Origin of the sequence: Brachyspira suanatina (assembly GCF_001049755.1) — a bacterium.
In the GTDB taxonomy this organism is placed as follows: Bacteria; Spirochaetota; Brachyspiria; order Brachyspirales; family Brachyspiraceae; genus Brachyspira; species Brachyspira suanatina.
On sequence record NZ_CVLB01000001.1, the window covers coordinates 1,585,088 to 1,601,185 of the forward strand.

Consider the following 16,098-nt stretch of genomic DNA (forward strand, 5'->3'; position numbering starts at 1 on the left):
ATCCCATATTGTATGCTTCCTTCATAAAATCTTTATCGTTAACTTCTCCTTTATTCCAAACATTATATGCTAATATAAATCCTTTCTCTCTTACCTCTTCCAAACATTATATGCTAATATAAATCCTTTCTCTCTTACCTCTTCCAAACAATCTAAAAAGCCTCTGAATCCGTCAATAGTTCTAAGCATTTCATCTTTATTTTCAGTAGCAGCAGTTGCAATAAAATAAAAATCTTTGTTCTTAATCTCTAAATATTTAGTAACGCATCTGTCTATAAAAGTTTTCATTTGAGCATTCATTGTATAGAAGTATACAGGTGTAGCCATTACTATTACATCAGCTTCAAGCATTTTATCCAATATATCTTTCATATCATCTTTTTGTACGCAAGGCTTATTATTTTTATAGCAAGTTCCGCAGTCTTCGCAATAACCTATATTCTTATCTTTTAAAAATATTTTTTCAGCATCATGTCCTGCTTCTTTTGAACCTTTTAAAAATTCATCGCATAATGTATCTGAATTACCGCCTCTTCTTGGACTAGATGATATTATCAATACTTTTTTACTCATTTATAACACCTCATTTTTTAATTAATTTTGAAAGTATTATAGCATTAGAGTCCACTCCAATGTCAAATGATTTTATAGAGTTTTTTTATAAAATGTTAAAAAATTATATAAATCAATATTATAAAAAAAATAATAAGAAATAAAAATTAAAAGCATATATAAGATCTTCAATATAAAGCATATCATCAAAAAATATTTTTTAATAAAAATTACAAAAAATTAAAAATTATAATAATTAGCTATTGACATTGGAGTCAACTCTAATGATACAATCAGAATACAATTTGTTAGTACATACAAAAAAAGGAGGATTATTATTTATGAAAAAAATTATCATAACTTTTATACTATTTATAGGATTATTTACTATGAACGCTTTCGCACAAACTACAAGAATAAAATTAACTTTTGGCAGCAATGAAATCTATGCTTTAATAACAAATTCAAAAGCAGGAAATGATTTTTTATCATTACTTCCTTTAAATATTAAAGCAGAAGATTATAACAGCACAGAAAAAATATTTTATTTAAGTAAAAAACTTAATACTCAAAATGAACCAGACGGAATAAATCCTAAAGCTGGAGATATAACTTATTATGCTCCTTGGGGCAACATTGCCATATTTTATAAAAATTTCAGATACTCAAATAATTTAATTTATTTAGGAAAATTTGAAAATGCATCAGATATATCAAAACTTTCAAATATGAAAGGAGATTTTGATATACGCATTGAAAAAGCAAATTAATATTTTATTTAATAATTTGGAGATACTATGAATACTATAAAATTAAATAACGGTGTTGAAATGCCTATTCTAGGATTTGGAGTATACAGAGTAGAAGATTATGAGGAATGCAAAAAAGCATGTCTTTATGCCATTGAAGCAGGATACAGACATATAGACACAGCATCAATATATCTTAATGAAAAAGCTGTTGGAGATGCCATAAAAGAAAGCGGAATCAACAGAAAAGAAATGTTTATCACCACCAAATTATGGATACAGGATGCAGATTATGATAAGGCAAAGAAAGCATTTCAAATATCTATGGAAAAATTAGGATTGGACTATTTGGATTTATATTTACTTCATATGCCTTTTGGTAATTATTATGCTGCTTGGAAGGCAATGGAAGAATTGTATGAAGCCGGATATATAAGAGCTATAGGCTGCTGCAACTTTTATAAAGATAGATTAATTGATTTTGCGGCACATAGTAAAATAATGCCCGTAATTAATCAAATAGAAACTCATCCATTTTTTCAAAGATGGGAAGATCAGAATTTAATGAAAGAATATAATATCACATTAGAATCTTGGGGACCTTTGGCTGAAGGAAAAAATAATATTTTCAATAATGAAATATTAAAAAGTATAGGCAAAAAATACAATAAAACTGTAGCTCAAGTTATTTTAAGATGGCTTACTCAAAGAAATATACCAATTATTCCAAAGAGTGTAAACAAAGAAAGGATAATAGAAAACTCTAAAATATTCGATTTCACATTAGATGATAATGATATGAATATTATAAAAACTTTGGATAATAATAAAAACATAATATTTCTTAATGATGATGCTGACTTTATAAAGCAATTATTAAAATTAAAATATTAAAAATTAATACAAAATTAAGGAGGTTATTAATGAAAAAAACATTAAAAATCATTTTATCTTTATCTATCCTAGTGATAGTATTTTCATGCATAGCAAATTCACAAAATAAAGGAGAAAGTTTAACTATGACAGAAAAAGCAAAAAACAAATATAATGAATTATTAAAAAGAGAAGCATCTATAACAAAAACTAATGATGCAGATTTAGAAAGCATATTCAATAATTTCTTGTATGCTGATGTTTATAATCATGGAACATTAGAACCTAAATTAAGAGAGCTTGTTACATTGGTTTCTTTAACTGCCTCACAAGGTACTGATATGATAAAAGATCATGTAGAAATAGCTTTGAATGTTGGAGCCAGCCCTATAGAGATAAAAGAAGCATTGTATCAATGTTCGCCTTATGTTGGATTTCCTAGAGTATTTGCTGCATTAGAAAAAGCAAATGAAGTATTTAAAGAAAAAAATATTTCGCTTCCTATAGAATCTCAATCAACAGTTACAGAACAAACTAGATTCGATAAAGGATTAAAAACTCAGGTAAGCATATTCGGAGATGCAATACATGCTGCACATTCAAATGCTGCACCTAATCAGAAGCATATACAGAATTTCTTATCAGCTAACTGTTTCGGAGATTTTTATACAAGAACAGGTTTAGATTTAAAAACTAGAGAGCTTTTAACATTCATAATGCTTATTTCATTAGGAGGAGCAGAACCTCAGGCAACAGCACATGCTAATGCTAATATATCAATGGGTAATACTAAGGATATGATGCTTGAAGCTGTAACTCAATGTCTTCCTTTTATAGGCTATCCAAGAACATTGAATGCTATAACAATAATTAATAATCTAAAATAAAAATATATTATTAATAATGATAAAATATTAAAAATTTTAGTTTATTAAAATTAGTTTTTTATTTTATTGTGGTGGCTTTGCCCCCACACCCCCACTTCTTTTGGTGACCCAAAGAAGCGGCGAAGCCCGCCTACGGCGAAAGACTGCATTTTTATAGAAAAAATAATTTATTTATCAATAATTTTCAAATAACTATATGTTATAAAGCATAATAAATAAAAAATGCAAAATAGGTGTATGTTTTCAAAATAAAACTTTAAGAATAATAAAATAGGAGGATCAAAAATGAAAAAAATAATAAAAACAATATTAATGTCATTGCTTATTTCAAGTACATTATTAATCGGAGGCTTAAACGCTCAAAGTTCAAAAACTTTAATAGTATATTTCTCTTGGGGCGGAAATACTAGAACAGCTGCCAATATGATAAAAAATCTTACTCAAGCAGATATATTTGAAGTAAAAACTGTTGAAGCATATCCAAGTTCTTATAATGATACTGTAAATCAGGCAAGAAAAGAACAAAATGATGATTTTTTACCAAAGTTAAGTGCTAATATAAATAATTTAGCTAACTATGACACTATAATATTATGTTACCCTAATTGGTGGGGCACTATTCCGCAGGCAGTAAAACAATTATTATTAACTCATGATTTCAGCGGTAAAAAAATCGCTCCTTTATGTACTCATGGCGGAAGCAGAATGGGAAGAAGCGTTACTGATATAACTTCATTATGTCCTAATTCAACTATACTAGAAGGTTTGAGTATATCTGGAGGAAGTGTTAATAGTTCAGAAAATAATATAAAAAACTGGTTGGAAAATATAAATATACTATAAGATTTTTATTTACTGTCATTGATTATTATTAATTAATTGATGACAGTATAAAATTAATTAATAATTAGGAGAATAGAAATGAATAATAATAAAGATGTTCTAGTTTTAACAGGAGCCGGATCTATAGGTATTGCTATAGCAAGAAGAATGGGCATAGGAAAACATATAGTACTCGCCGATTTCAATATAAAAAATGCTGAAAGAGAATCCAAAACATTATACAATGCAGGATTTCAAACATCAGTATGTGAGACTGATATTTCTTCGAGAGAATCAATTTTAAAACTTATAGATTTTTCAAAAGGCTTGGGAAAAATAAAATATTTTGTTAATGCTGCTGGAGTTTCACCTTCTCAAGCACCAATTGAAGATATTTTAAAAGTTGATTTATATGGAACAGCTGTACTTCTTGAGGAATTCGGTAAAGTAATAGAAGAAGGCGGAAGCGGAGTAATAATATCTTCTCAATCTGGATATCGTTTAGGCTCTTTAACTGATGAAGAAAATAAAATGCTTGCAACTACACCTACAGAAGAATTATTATCTATGCCTATACTAGAAAAAGCTTCTGATACATTAAAAGCTTATCAATTATCAAAAAGATGCAATTGTCTTAGAGTAATGTATGAATCTGGTAATTGGGGTAAAAGAGGAGCAAGACTAAATTCAATAAGTCCCGGAATAATAATCACTCCATTAGCTAATGATGAATTGAACGGCCCAAGAGGAGCAATGTATAAAAGAATGCTTGATCTTTGCCCTTCTAAAAGAGCAGGAACTCCGGACGATGTAGCAAATGTTGCTGAACTATTAATGACTGATAGAGGATCATTTATTTCTGGAAGTGATTTTCTTATGGACGGCGGTGTAACAGCATCTTGGTGGTACGGAGAATTATCAAACAATAAATAAAACTTTAATACTAATCATAAATTATAAAAATCTATTTAAGGAGGATTTATGAAAAATTTAATATTTATACTTTTATCAATAATTATATTATCATCATGCAGTAATAAAAATAATTCTGAAAAAACAATAAAAACAGATTACATAGTTTCTAATATTGAAAATTCAGAAAAACAAACCGTAAATATAAATTATACTCAAAGCGGTTCAAAAATATTAATAGCATATTTCACTTGGTCAGATAACACAGTAGTAGAAAATCCGGCATCTATTGATGTAGACGCTGAAACTTCTGCAAGCGTACTTTCTCCGGGCAATGCTGAATTAATAGCTACTTGGATACAGGAAGAAACAGGAGGAGATTTATTCAGTATAAAAACTCAAAATAAATATTCAAGCGATTATGATGAATGTTTGAATCAAGCTAGAAAAGAAAGAGATAATAATGAAAGACCTGCATTAACTGACAAAGTTAATAATATAGATGATTATGATGTTATATTTTTAGGCTTTCCAAATTGGTGGTATACATGTCCTATGGCAGTATTTACATTCGTTGAAAGCTATGATTTATCAGGAAAAACTATAATACCTTTTTGTACTCACGGAACAGGAGGACTTTCAAGAACAATAAGAGATTTAAAAAAATTACTTCCAGCCAACTGCAAAGTATTAGAGCCTATAGGAGTATACAGACCAGAAGTAAAAAATTCAAAAAGTAAAGTTGTGGATTGGGTAAGAAAATTAAATTATTAAAATTATAATAGTAGTTTTTTGAAAAATAAATTAATAAAAATTTTTAAGTTTATCAGTTTTTTGTTGTTCTTTTTCTCGCCGCATACGCTCTGCGGACTTCCTCAAAGAACCTTATATCCTCGATAAACTTGGATACGCTTCGCGAAAGTGCAAGTACAAAATTAGTATAAATCATACTAAAATTATCTTACATGTAAGATAATTTATTAAATTAAAGCCCAAATGTAGCCTTTTTGCTTCTTTGTGGCAACAAAAGAAATGGGGTCTGGGGCAAAGCCCCAGATATCAAAACAAAAATATAACTTTACTTTTGACAAAATATAGTTGTTTAGGTATATGCTAAAAACAATCAATTATATTATATAAAAAAGGAGGAACTTATTTATGAAGAAAATAATTAAAATAATAGTAGATATAATAATGACTTTGCTTTTTTTCATTTTAATGGCATATCATTTTACAGGTGATGCTATACATGAATATTTAGGTTTCTCACTTTTTATATTTTTTATACTTCATCATATACTAAATTTTCATTGGTATAAAAACTTACCTAAAGGAAAATATAGTTTTAACAGAGCATTGAATACATTTATTAACACTATGCTTTTTATATGTATGGCAGGACTAATGATAAGCGGTATACTATTCTCTCAAAGGGTATTAGGTTTTCTTAATATTTATAATAGTGGAATGTTCACAAGACGCCTACATATGATTTCTAATTCTTGGGGATTCATATTTATGTCGGCACATTTGGGAATGCATTGGGGTATGTTTATAAATATGAGCAAAAAATTCATTAATATAAAAAAGCAAATATCTATAGCAATAGCTTCATTGATAGCCTTATATGGAGTTATTTCATTTATAAAAAGAGGCTTGTATAATAAGATGTTTTTACTTGTGGAGTTTGCTTTCTTTAATTATGAAGAGCCTGTAATATTTTTCTTTATGGATTATGTATCTATAATGGGATTATTTATATTTATACCTTATTATTTACAGAGATTGAATAACAAATTAAATAAAAATAATAATTAATATAGATCAATTTATATTGAAAATAATTTTAAATGGTATTGACATAAACATAAAATATGTTAGAATACACTAACAAAAGAAAATGTATACCTAACAAAATAAAGCTCTTTGTATCTTTAATATGATACTATATTTTATAACCTTCATTTAATTAAATTTTATGCCCCCTCGAAATGGAGGGGGCATAAAAAATAAATGCTTTCTTATACTATAAAACCGCATATTTAAAAATATGTAAAAAAAGATTACTATTTGACATTATAAATAATATTGCTATAATAAAATAATATTATTTATGTAGAATATTAATAATTGTTACGGATAATAAAAAATGAAAGTTATAAAATTGCTGAAAAGAATAAATAAAGAAAAAGAATTGGAGATATCAGAATACAAAAACAAATATGTAGAAACTAAAAAAGATAAACTTCGCTTCGATAAAATGCTTCAAAAGTCTGTTTCTATGGGACTTGTTATGAAGAAATCTAATACATTAAAACTTACTAATGAAGGTAAAGCATATTTAGAAAGAGAATTAAGACAGATAACAGATAAAGAAAGAGATATATTAAAAGAGAGAAAATCAAAATCAAAAAATAAAAAAACTGATACAAGCAATAAAAAAACAAGCATACCAAAACCTGAAATAAAAATAGATGTAAATAATGCAAAGAAAGACGCTGAGATAATAGCAAAAGCATACAATGTTCCAACAGAATTCCCCAAAAAATGTATTGAAGAAGCTAAGCTATTACCAGACAGCATGGAAAATGTAGAATTAGAATTTGACAGAATAGATTTAAGAGAAATAAGAACTGTAACAATAGACGGAGCAGATTCAAAAGATTTTGACGATGCTATTAGTATAGAAAAATTAAATGACGGTTATAAATTAGGTATTCATATTGCTGATGTAAGTCATTTTGTAGTAATGGGAAGTGCTTTAGACAGAGAGGCAAGAAAGAGAGGAAACAGCGTTTATTTAATTGATACAGTTTATCCAATGTTTCCGCATGAGCTTTCAAATGGAATATGTTCTTTGAATGAAGGCGTAAGCAGATTCACAATGACAGTATTTGTAACAATAGATAATAGAGGAAATGTAAAAGAAAGTACTTTTCATAAAAGCGTTATAAAATCAAGCAGAAGATTAACCTATGATTATGCTCAAGATGTTTTGGACGGTATAGAACAAGATGAAGATTGGCTTGTAGAATTATTAAAAAATGCTGATGATGTAAAAAGAATACTACTTCAAAAAAGAATAGACAATGGAAGTATAGAATTCAATCTTAATGAAACTCAAATAATATTGGATAAAGGCGGAAATCCTAAAGACTTCTTCATCGGTGAGAGAAAAGAAACTCATAAAATCATAGAAGAATTAATGCTTATTGCAAATTGTGAAGTAGCAAAAAAATTAAAGAAAATAAAAGGTGCTATTTATAGAGTGCATGATACTCCAGATCAGGAAAAGCTAGACACATTCACAAGAATAGCATTCAACAGAGGCTACAGAATTACAAGAGATGCAGACGGTAATTTGGATTTCCATTCATTTATAGAATCTATAATGGGAAAGCCTGACGAAAAATTACTTCTTACCCTACTCTTACGTTCTATGAAGCAGGCTATATACGATGTCAATAATATAGGTCACTTCGGATTAGGTTTTGAATATTATACTCATTTTACTTCGCCTATAAGAAGATACACAGACTTATTAACTCATAGACTTTTAAAGCAGGCATTAGAAGGAGTAAATAATTTAAAACCTACTATGCAGCAGTTTTATACAAATTCAGCTCAATGGTGTTCAAAGACTGAAAGAATAGCAGTTGAATGCGAGAGAAGTTTGGATAAAGTAAAAGCTGCAAGATTTATGAAAGACAAGGTTGGAAATGAATATAACGGAATAGTAAGCGGCGTTACAAATTTTGGAATATTCGTTGAAATAGAAGACAGAGGAATCGAGGGCTTAATAAGATATGCTACTTTAAAATCACATTACAGATATGATGAACATGAACAGGCAGCCTACAGCGAAGAAGATGCTAAATGGTACACATTGGGCGACAGAATAAGAATAGTAGTTTATAAAGTTGATGTAAAAGAATTATTCATTGACTTCATACCAGCAAGTGAATTTGATAATAGTTTCGATGACAGAGATATAATAGACAGCAGAGATTTTTTGAAGAAAAAGAAAAACAAAAAAGAAATATATTCAAGAAAATCTCATAAATCAAGTAAATCAAATAAAGATAGAAAAAGAAGTTCAAAAGACAGGATAAATAGAAAAGAAAGAAAAAAATCCAAAAAGAGAAGATAATATTTAATTAATATTAATAAAAAATAATAAAAGGCTTTCTTAAATTAATAAGGAAGCCTTTTTATTTATATTAAAAAAATGACTACAACTTTACATTTATAGTTAATTTAGTATAATAAAGTCATGAGAAATATTAATGTTTTGAATGATTATTTTATGCGTTACATGTTTGCCAAAGAAGGACATGAACATATTTTATTAAATTTAATTAATGCAGTAAGAACTGACTACAATCAAGAGCCTTTTGAGGAAGTGAAAGTACTTAATACTTTTAATCTGAAAGAAACAATTAGTGATAAACAGTCTATTGTTGATGTTAGAGCGGTAACAAAAAGCGGTGAAACTGTGTTAATAGAAATACAAAGAGTTGGAAATCAATCTTTTGTTTATAGAAGTTTATATTATTGGGCTAAAGGCTATATATCTAATTTAAGAAATAATGAAAAATATAATGATTTGAAACAGGTAATAGTAATTAATATATTAGACTTTAATTTGTTAAAAGATATAAAAAAAGAGCATAGCTGTTATGTAATTAAAGAACTTGAAACAAATCACATACTAACTAATCATCTTGAAATGCATTTTCTAGAACTTCCTAAATATTTATCTTCAAGTTCTAGATTAACAGATGAATTATATGCTTGGTTTTATTTTTTAACAATTAAAGGAAAAAGAGAAAAAATGGAGGAAATTATGGAAATGTTAGTTAAAAAAAATCCTATCATGAAAGAAGTTTATGATGAATATAATAAATTTGTAAATACAAAAGATTTATTTGAAAATTATGCAGAATATGAGAAGAATTATTTTGACATATTGGCATTAAATGAAGAAAGAATAAAAGGTAGAGAAGAAGGTGAAAAAAATAAAGCCATATCTATGGCAAAAAACATGAAAAAAGACAAAATAGATTTTAATACAATTTCTAAATATACAGGCTTGAGCATAGAGGAAATAAAAAACTTGTGAGTGCCTGACATTCGTAAGAATGGCAGGGATTATTTACGAACAAGTTTTTTATAAATGATAGAAGAAATAAAAAATAATATTTAATCAATAATAAAAGGCTTTCTTAAATTAATAAGGAAGCCTTTTTATTCGTAAAAATCTTATATCTTAATAGTATTAATAACCTCATTGACCCTATTAATTTTATCAACAATACGTTTCTGCTCCTCAATCGGCGGCAATGGAATCAATAATTCAGATAATTTTTTTACTGATATAAAATTAAATGTTGTTTTACCAGCTACTTGCAAAAGATAACTCTTAAAAGTAGGAGCAATAGTAAATATAAATTCTGGCGTACAATATTTTTTCCAATATTCATTTATAACAAGCCCATTAAATTGCTGATTTGTAGTTAATGGAATTTCTGTTATGGCATATTGCCCCACAGTAGCACTAGTACAGCATAATAATACAGTTTTTACAGGTAATATTCTATTACTATTTTTCGATAATGCAGATTCATTTATAGCCTGTAATGTTTTATAAATTCTTCTTCCTTGATTATGTATATCTTCAACTGTAAACCAAGGAATAGTTGGATTATCCCAAAATTTATTATTAGAACGTAAAGGAGTAAAACCATTTATAATAGTGCATATCTCTCCTAATCTTACCCAAATCCAACTATCAGGTATTTCAAAAGGAAGCTCATCATCTATGCAAACATCTTTTACAATATTATCACCCTCAAAAACTCTTTCATAATATGAACCGTCTTTCTTGTATATCTCGCTTGTAGTTTTATCTTTTTTTATCTTGCCTTCTTTTATTAATTTTTCTCTATCTTCTTTTATGCGTTTCAATAGTTCTTCAACTGGCTCATCTTTTTCGCTTTGCTCTGTGAGTTTGCCCTCTATAGCGTATTGAAGAATAGATTTCTTTATATTATCAGGGAATTCTTTATTTAATTTAGTAATACTTTTTTCAAGCTCATCATACTCATTTATAAGAGGCATTAAAAGATTGATTTTTTCAACAATGCGTTTTTGTTCTTCTATTGGCGGTAGCGGAATTAATTTATCTATTAACATAGGTACAGTAAGTTGTTTCACACTTGTACCGACACCTTTTTCAATTAAAACATCAAATACTATCTTAATAAAATCTAAATTAATAATATTAAATGGTATTATAGATATAAGTCTTACTATTGGGAAATAAGGATAACGTCTTACACATGAAAAACCTATAGTACCTCTACCAGATATAGTAATACTAGGCTCTATAATTTTTGGAATATCAGTATAACCAAAAATCCCATCATTTTCTTTTCCATTAGATAATATAGGAATAGTAAATTTTTCTGTTTTAAACTCTGAATAATTATTTGGTTTATCTCCTCCAGCTGTAATTGATTTAGATATACTATTAATTTTTACCCAAGTCCAAGTGTCTGGTATTTCAAATGGGAGTTCTTCATCTATACAAGCATCTTTCAAAATATTTTTGCCATCTGAAACTCTTTCATAATATGAACCGTCTTTCTTGTATATCTCGCTTATTGTCTTCTCTTTCTTTATCTTGCCTTCTTTTATTAAGCTATCTTTTTCTTCTTTTATGCGTTTCAAAAGGTCTTCTACTGGTTCGTCTTCTTTACTTTGTTCTGTGAGTTTGCCTTCAACTGCCATTTGAAGTACTGATTTTTTTAATTCCGATGCTGTCATGTCGCAATGCCTTTTATTATTATATCTATTAAAATTGTATTTAAATTATATATTTGTGGGGACTAGCCCCCACACCCCCACTTCTTTTGTTGCCACAAAGAAGCAAAAAGGCTATATTTTAGCTCAAATCCAATAATTCATTCTTACATGTGTAAGACAAAATTATTATTATTTAGTATTAATTTTGTACTTGCACTTTCGCCGCAGGCGTACTTCGTATGGTTCTTTTTGCTGCGGGAAAAAGAACAACAAACAATTGATGAATTTAATTTTTATTTTTCCTTATTTTTTAATTATTTCAATATATTCATTATGTTATCAAGTACTCTGTCTATATCCGCATCCAAACTGGCTCTGCGTTCCTGATACTGTTTTATGAGTTCATCCGGCGGAAGTATTTCCTCCTCCTCATGTGGGTATCCGCATAAGTCTATATTATAATTCCTTTCCACTATCTCATCAATACTGTATTTCTTGCTCTTATCAAAACCGTCTGCACTAATCTCTTTTCTATTATTCCACCATTCAAACACTTCATTGAAATGTTCAAGTTTCATAGGTTTAGTTTTTGAAAAGTTTTTATATCCTTCCGGCATATCAAGTCTATAAATCCAAGTTTCTTTTGTGGAATGAGTTTTATCAAAGAATAATATATTAGTTGTAATTGATGTATAAGGAGCAAAAACACTATGAGGCATACGCACTATAGTATGCAAATTAAACTCTTTAAATAATTTTTTCTTTATAGATACTTTTATATTATCAGTACCGAATAAAAATCCGTCAGGAAGTATTACGGCACTTCTTCCATTAAGTTTAAGTCTATACATTATAAGAGTAACAAATAAATCAGCCGTTTCACTGCTTCTTAAATCTGCAGGGAAATTCATTTTTATATTATCTTTTTCATTTCCTCCATAAGGCGGATTCATTACTATAATATCAAATTTATCGCTTTCTTTATAGCCTCTCACATCATATTCAAGTGCATTGTCATGAAAAATGCTAGGATTATCAACATCATGTATAAACATATTTGTAATACATAATAAAAAAGGAAGTGCTTTCTTTTCTATACCATAAATAAAATTATTATAAAGTTCTCTTTTTTCAGGCCCTTGCAAATCATTATAAATTATATTTAAAGCAGAAGTTAAAAATCCTCCGGTACCGCATGCAAAATCTGCCATTCTCTCGCCTAGTTTTGGATTAATAATCTTCATTATAAAATCTGTTACGGCTCTAGGTGTATAAAACTCTCCTGCATTTCCTGCACTTTGCAAACTTCTTAATATAGTTTCATATATTTCACCGAATGCATGACGCTCTTTATAATCTTCAAAATCTATTTCATTTATTACATTTATAACCTGTCTTAAAAGTATGCCGTCTTTCATGTAATTATTATTATCTTCAAATGCTGATTTTACTATAGATTTAACTTTTAAAGAACTATCATCTATTTCTAATTTCTTAAGAGCAGGAAAAAGTTGAGTATTAACAAAATTTAAAAGCTCATCTCCGGTTAATGCCTTTCCGTCTTTATTATCAACTGCCCAATTATCCCATTTTAAATTCTCAGGTATTACAGACTCATAATCATCATAAACCGCTTCCCATTGCTGTTCTTTATAATTAAAAATCTTTAAAAATATTATCCATACCATTTGTTCTATACGTTGAGCATCACCGTTTATGCCTGCATCATTACGCATGATATCTTGAAGTCTTTTTACTAAATTATTTAAACTCATTTATTTCACTCCATTTTCTATTTATATTAAACATTTTTAATTTTTATTTTTTTTATTGTTCTTTTTCCCGCCGCAAAAAGAACCAAAAAGTGCAAGTAAAAAAAATACTAAATTATATTAATTAACATATATTCTAAATATAGCCTTTAGCAAAGCGTATCAGAGCTTGTCAAGTATATAGCTTATCACCGATGCGGCTTAGCCTGTGTCAACAGTTGTTTATATATATATTTATGCCATATAAATTTCTTTTTGTAAATCCTTAACTGCCTTATTATAATTTTCTTTTCCGCCGAATAATGAAAATATTTTTACAGCAGAGCCAAATCTAGTAAATGGGCTATTTAATAATATGCTTCTGTCTGTAATATCATTTATACTATTATCCATATATTTTTCAAGTAAAGCATTTATCACTTCTCTTGCTACTCCTTCATACTTATCTAAATAACCTCTTTTTTTAACATTCTTAATTCTTTCACTTTTTGTAAGAGGCTTTTTATCATAAGCAAGATGACATATTAAATCAAAATCATCTATATTTTCATCAATATGTTCATACTCTCTCAATGCTTCCAAAAATACTCCTCTTTTTGATAATTCCTCCAAAATTACAGATTTTCTTTTATCGCTATTCCAATCATGAAGAAAATTGTCAAGTGTAGCATATTCTCCAAGTATATTCTTTTTTGTATAATCTATCAAACTTTCTGTTATAATTTTTCCGTTATTATCTAAATACTGCACCCTTTCACTTAATATTTCAACTTCAACACCTTTTACTACTATCTTTTGTCTTTTTTGTTTTTCTTCTTTTTCATTATCATTAATTGATATTTCTCCGTCATAATTATCTTCTTCAGTATTAATATTTTCTTCAGTATTGCCATCTTCTTTCTTCAAATATTCATCATGAATACTTAATGCTTCGCCGTCAAATTTATGATCAGCAAATAATCTGCTTACGTTCTTAAAATCAATTATAGTAAAATATTTCTTACCGTAATCTTCTTTTATACGTGTTCCGCGTCCTATAATTTGTTTAAACTCTGTCATAGAATTAATATTATTATTTAATACTATAAGTTTGCAAGTTTTGCAGTCTACTCCGGTAGTTAAAAGTTTTGAAGTAGTAACTATAACAGGATATACACTATCAACTGCTATAAAAGAATCAAGCTGTTTCTTTCCTTCGCTGTCATCACCTGTAATACGCATTATATATCTGCTGTCTTCTTTTACCAAATTAGTTTTATTATTATTCTTGCAATACTCAGCATGCTCATTAATTAAAGCTCTTCTCATACGATCTGCATGTTCTATATCATCACAGAATACTATAGTTTTAGCAAATCTGTCATTTTCTTCTATATATTCTATTATGCGTTTAGCTATTTCAATATCTCTTTCTTCAATTACAATATTTCTGTCGAAGTCTTTTATGTTATATTCTCTATCTTCTATTTCATTTCCATCAATATCTGTTTGACCTTTATAAGGACGCCAGCCTTCCAAATCTGTATTAAGACCGACCCTTATAACTTTAAATGGAGCAAGAAATCCATCATCTATTCCTTGTTTCAAACTATAGGTATAAATAGGATCTCCAAAATAAGAAATACTTGAAACATCTTTGGTTTCTTTAGGTGTAGCTGTCATACCTATTTGAACGGCACTAGAAAAATATTCTAAAATTCTTCTCCATAATGAATCATCTTTAGCAGAGCCTCTATGACACTCATCAACTATAATCAAATCGAAAAAATCTTCACTAAACTCTCTGAATATTTCTTTATCTTCATTTGTTATTAATTGCTGATAAAGAGATAAATAAACTTCATAAGAACTATCCATTTTTTTATTTTCAATTTTAGTCATTACCTTTTTAAATGGTTTAAAATCCTGACTCATAGTCTGATCAATCAATATATTTCTATCTGCTAAAAATAATATTTTCTTTGCTAAATTAGCTTCCCTAAATCTATGAATTATTTGAAAAGCAGTATAAGTTTTTCCTGTACCTGTTGCCATTACAAGAAGCATTCTTTTTTTACCTTCAGATGCAGCTTTAACAGTTCTATTTATTGCTATTCTTTGATAATATCTTGGACTATTTGCTCCCTGTCTGTAATAATAAGGTGTTGTAATTATTCTTTCTTTTTCAGTATCTATATTAGCATCTTGTTTATATCTATTCCATAATATTTCAGGACTAGGAAAATCATATAAAGAAATTTCTCTCTCTTCACCAGTTACCATATTATGTTCCAAAAAACCAGAACCATTTGAACTATATACAAAAGGCAAATCAAGCATTTCAGCGTAATTAATACCCTGCTGAATTCCATCTCCCAAAGTATGTTTATCGCTTTTAGCTTCAATTATAGCCAATGGGATATTTGACTTATAATATAATAAATAATCTGCTCTTTTGGGTTTATCCCTTACAACATCTTTACCCTTTAATACAAAACGTCCGTCGGTAAATGCATACTCATAATTTATCTGATTATCTTTCCAGCCTGAGTTTTTAATTGCTGGTGTTATTATTTTCTGTTTTACATCTTCTTCTGTCATATTACAGACTCCAAAACAAATATTATTTACATTATATAATAGAATATAATTTTTACCATATTTTTCTATATTGCATAATACTTGCTAAACAGATTTATAATAAAAACAAATACAATAAAAAAGGCTTCTCATATAATACTATGA

Annotated in this window: 13 protein-coding genes; 9 read left to right on the plus strand and 4 right to left on the minus strand. The window is 28.1% G+C overall.

The annotated features are described in order from the left end of the window. Positions 1-90: 90 nt before the first annotated feature. Positions 91-573, minus strand: a complete 483-nt coding sequence (locus BRSU_RS06810) for a flavodoxin family protein (RefSeq protein WP_048594550.1) — start codon at positions 571-573, stop codon at positions 91-93. Positions 574-893: 320 nt separating this feature from the next. Between BRSU_RS06810 and BRSU_RS06815 the strand changes: the two genes are divergently transcribed. The 9 genes from BRSU_RS06815 to BRSU_RS06855 all read left to right on the plus strand — a co-directional run bounded on the left by BRSU_RS06815 (position 894) and on the right by BRSU_RS06855 (position 9,917). Further along, positions 894-1,322, plus strand: a complete 429-nt coding sequence (locus BRSU_RS06815; protein WP_047108380.1) for a cyclophilin-like fold protein — start codon at positions 894-896, stop codon at positions 1,320-1,322. A gap of 27 nt (positions 1,323-1,349) precedes the next feature. After that, positions 1,350-2,195, plus strand: a complete 846-nt coding sequence (locus tag BRSU_RS06820; protein ID WP_048594552.1) for an aldo/keto reductase — start codon at positions 1,350-1,352, stop codon at positions 2,193-2,195. A 29-nt stretch (positions 2,196-2,224) separates the two neighbouring features. Beyond that, positions 2,225-3,061, plus strand: a complete 837-nt coding sequence (locus BRSU_RS06825) for a carboxymuconolactone decarboxylase family protein (RefSeq protein WP_048594554.1) — start codon at positions 2,225-2,227, stop codon at positions 3,059-3,061. A 285-nt stretch (positions 3,062-3,346) separates the two neighbouring features. Then, on the plus strand, positions 3,347-3,904 hold the full coding sequence (locus tag BRSU_RS06830) for a flavodoxin (RefSeq protein ID WP_048594555.1): 558 nt from the start codon (positions 3,347-3,349) through the stop codon (positions 3,902-3,904). Positions 3,905-3,982: 78 nt separating this feature from the next. Further along, positions 3,983-4,816, plus strand: a complete 834-nt coding sequence (locus tag BRSU_RS06835) for an SDR family oxidoreductase (RefSeq protein ID WP_048594557.1) — start codon at positions 3,983-3,985, stop codon at positions 4,814-4,816. A gap of 48 nt (positions 4,817-4,864) precedes the next feature. After that, positions 4,865-5,569, plus strand: a complete 705-nt coding sequence (locus BRSU_RS06840; RefSeq protein ID WP_048594559.1) for a flavodoxin — start codon at positions 4,865-4,867, stop codon at positions 5,567-5,569. 384 nt (positions 5,570-5,953) lie between these two features. Continuing rightward, positions 5,954-6,613: a DUF4405 domain-containing protein gene (locus tag BRSU_RS06845; protein WP_048594561.1), complete on the plus strand. Its 660-nt coding sequence runs from the start codon at positions 5,954-5,956 to the stop codon at positions 6,611-6,613. 331 nt (positions 6,614-6,944) lie between these two features. Next, positions 6,945-8,945 (plus strand): ribonuclease R family protein, encoded by a 2,001-nt coding sequence (locus tag BRSU_RS06850; RefSeq protein ID WP_048594563.1) that lies wholly within the window; start codon positions 6,945-6,947, stop codon positions 8,943-8,945. A gap of 123 nt (positions 8,946-9,068) precedes the next feature. Next, a complete protein-coding gene (locus tag BRSU_RS06855; RefSeq protein WP_048594564.1) occupies positions 9,069-9,917 on the plus strand; it encodes an Rpn family recombination-promoting nuclease/putative transposase in 849 nt (282 codons plus the stop codon). Between the two features lie 140 nt (positions 9,918-10,057). On the opposite strand, the gene BRSU_RS06860 is transcribed toward BRSU_RS06855, so the two are convergent. From BRSU_RS06860 to hsdR, 3 genes are all read right to left on the minus strand, one after another. Further along, positions 10,058-11,623, minus strand: a complete 1,566-nt coding sequence (locus BRSU_RS06860) for a restriction endonuclease subunit S (RefSeq protein ID WP_048594565.1) — start codon at positions 11,621-11,623, stop codon at positions 10,058-10,060. Positions 11,624-11,916: 293 nt separating this feature from the next. After that, positions 11,917-13,377: a class I SAM-dependent DNA methyltransferase gene (locus BRSU_RS06865; protein ID WP_048594566.1), complete on the minus strand. Its 1,461-nt coding sequence runs from the start codon at positions 13,375-13,377 to the stop codon at positions 11,917-11,919. A 231-nt stretch (positions 13,378-13,608) separates the two neighbouring features. Continuing rightward, positions 13,609-15,954, minus strand: a complete 2,346-nt coding sequence (gene hsdR, locus BRSU_RS06870) for an EcoAI/FtnUII family type I restriction enzme subunit R (RefSeq protein ID WP_048594567.1) — start codon at positions 15,952-15,954, stop codon at positions 13,609-13,611. Between the last annotated feature and the right edge of the window lie 144 nt (positions 15,955-16,098).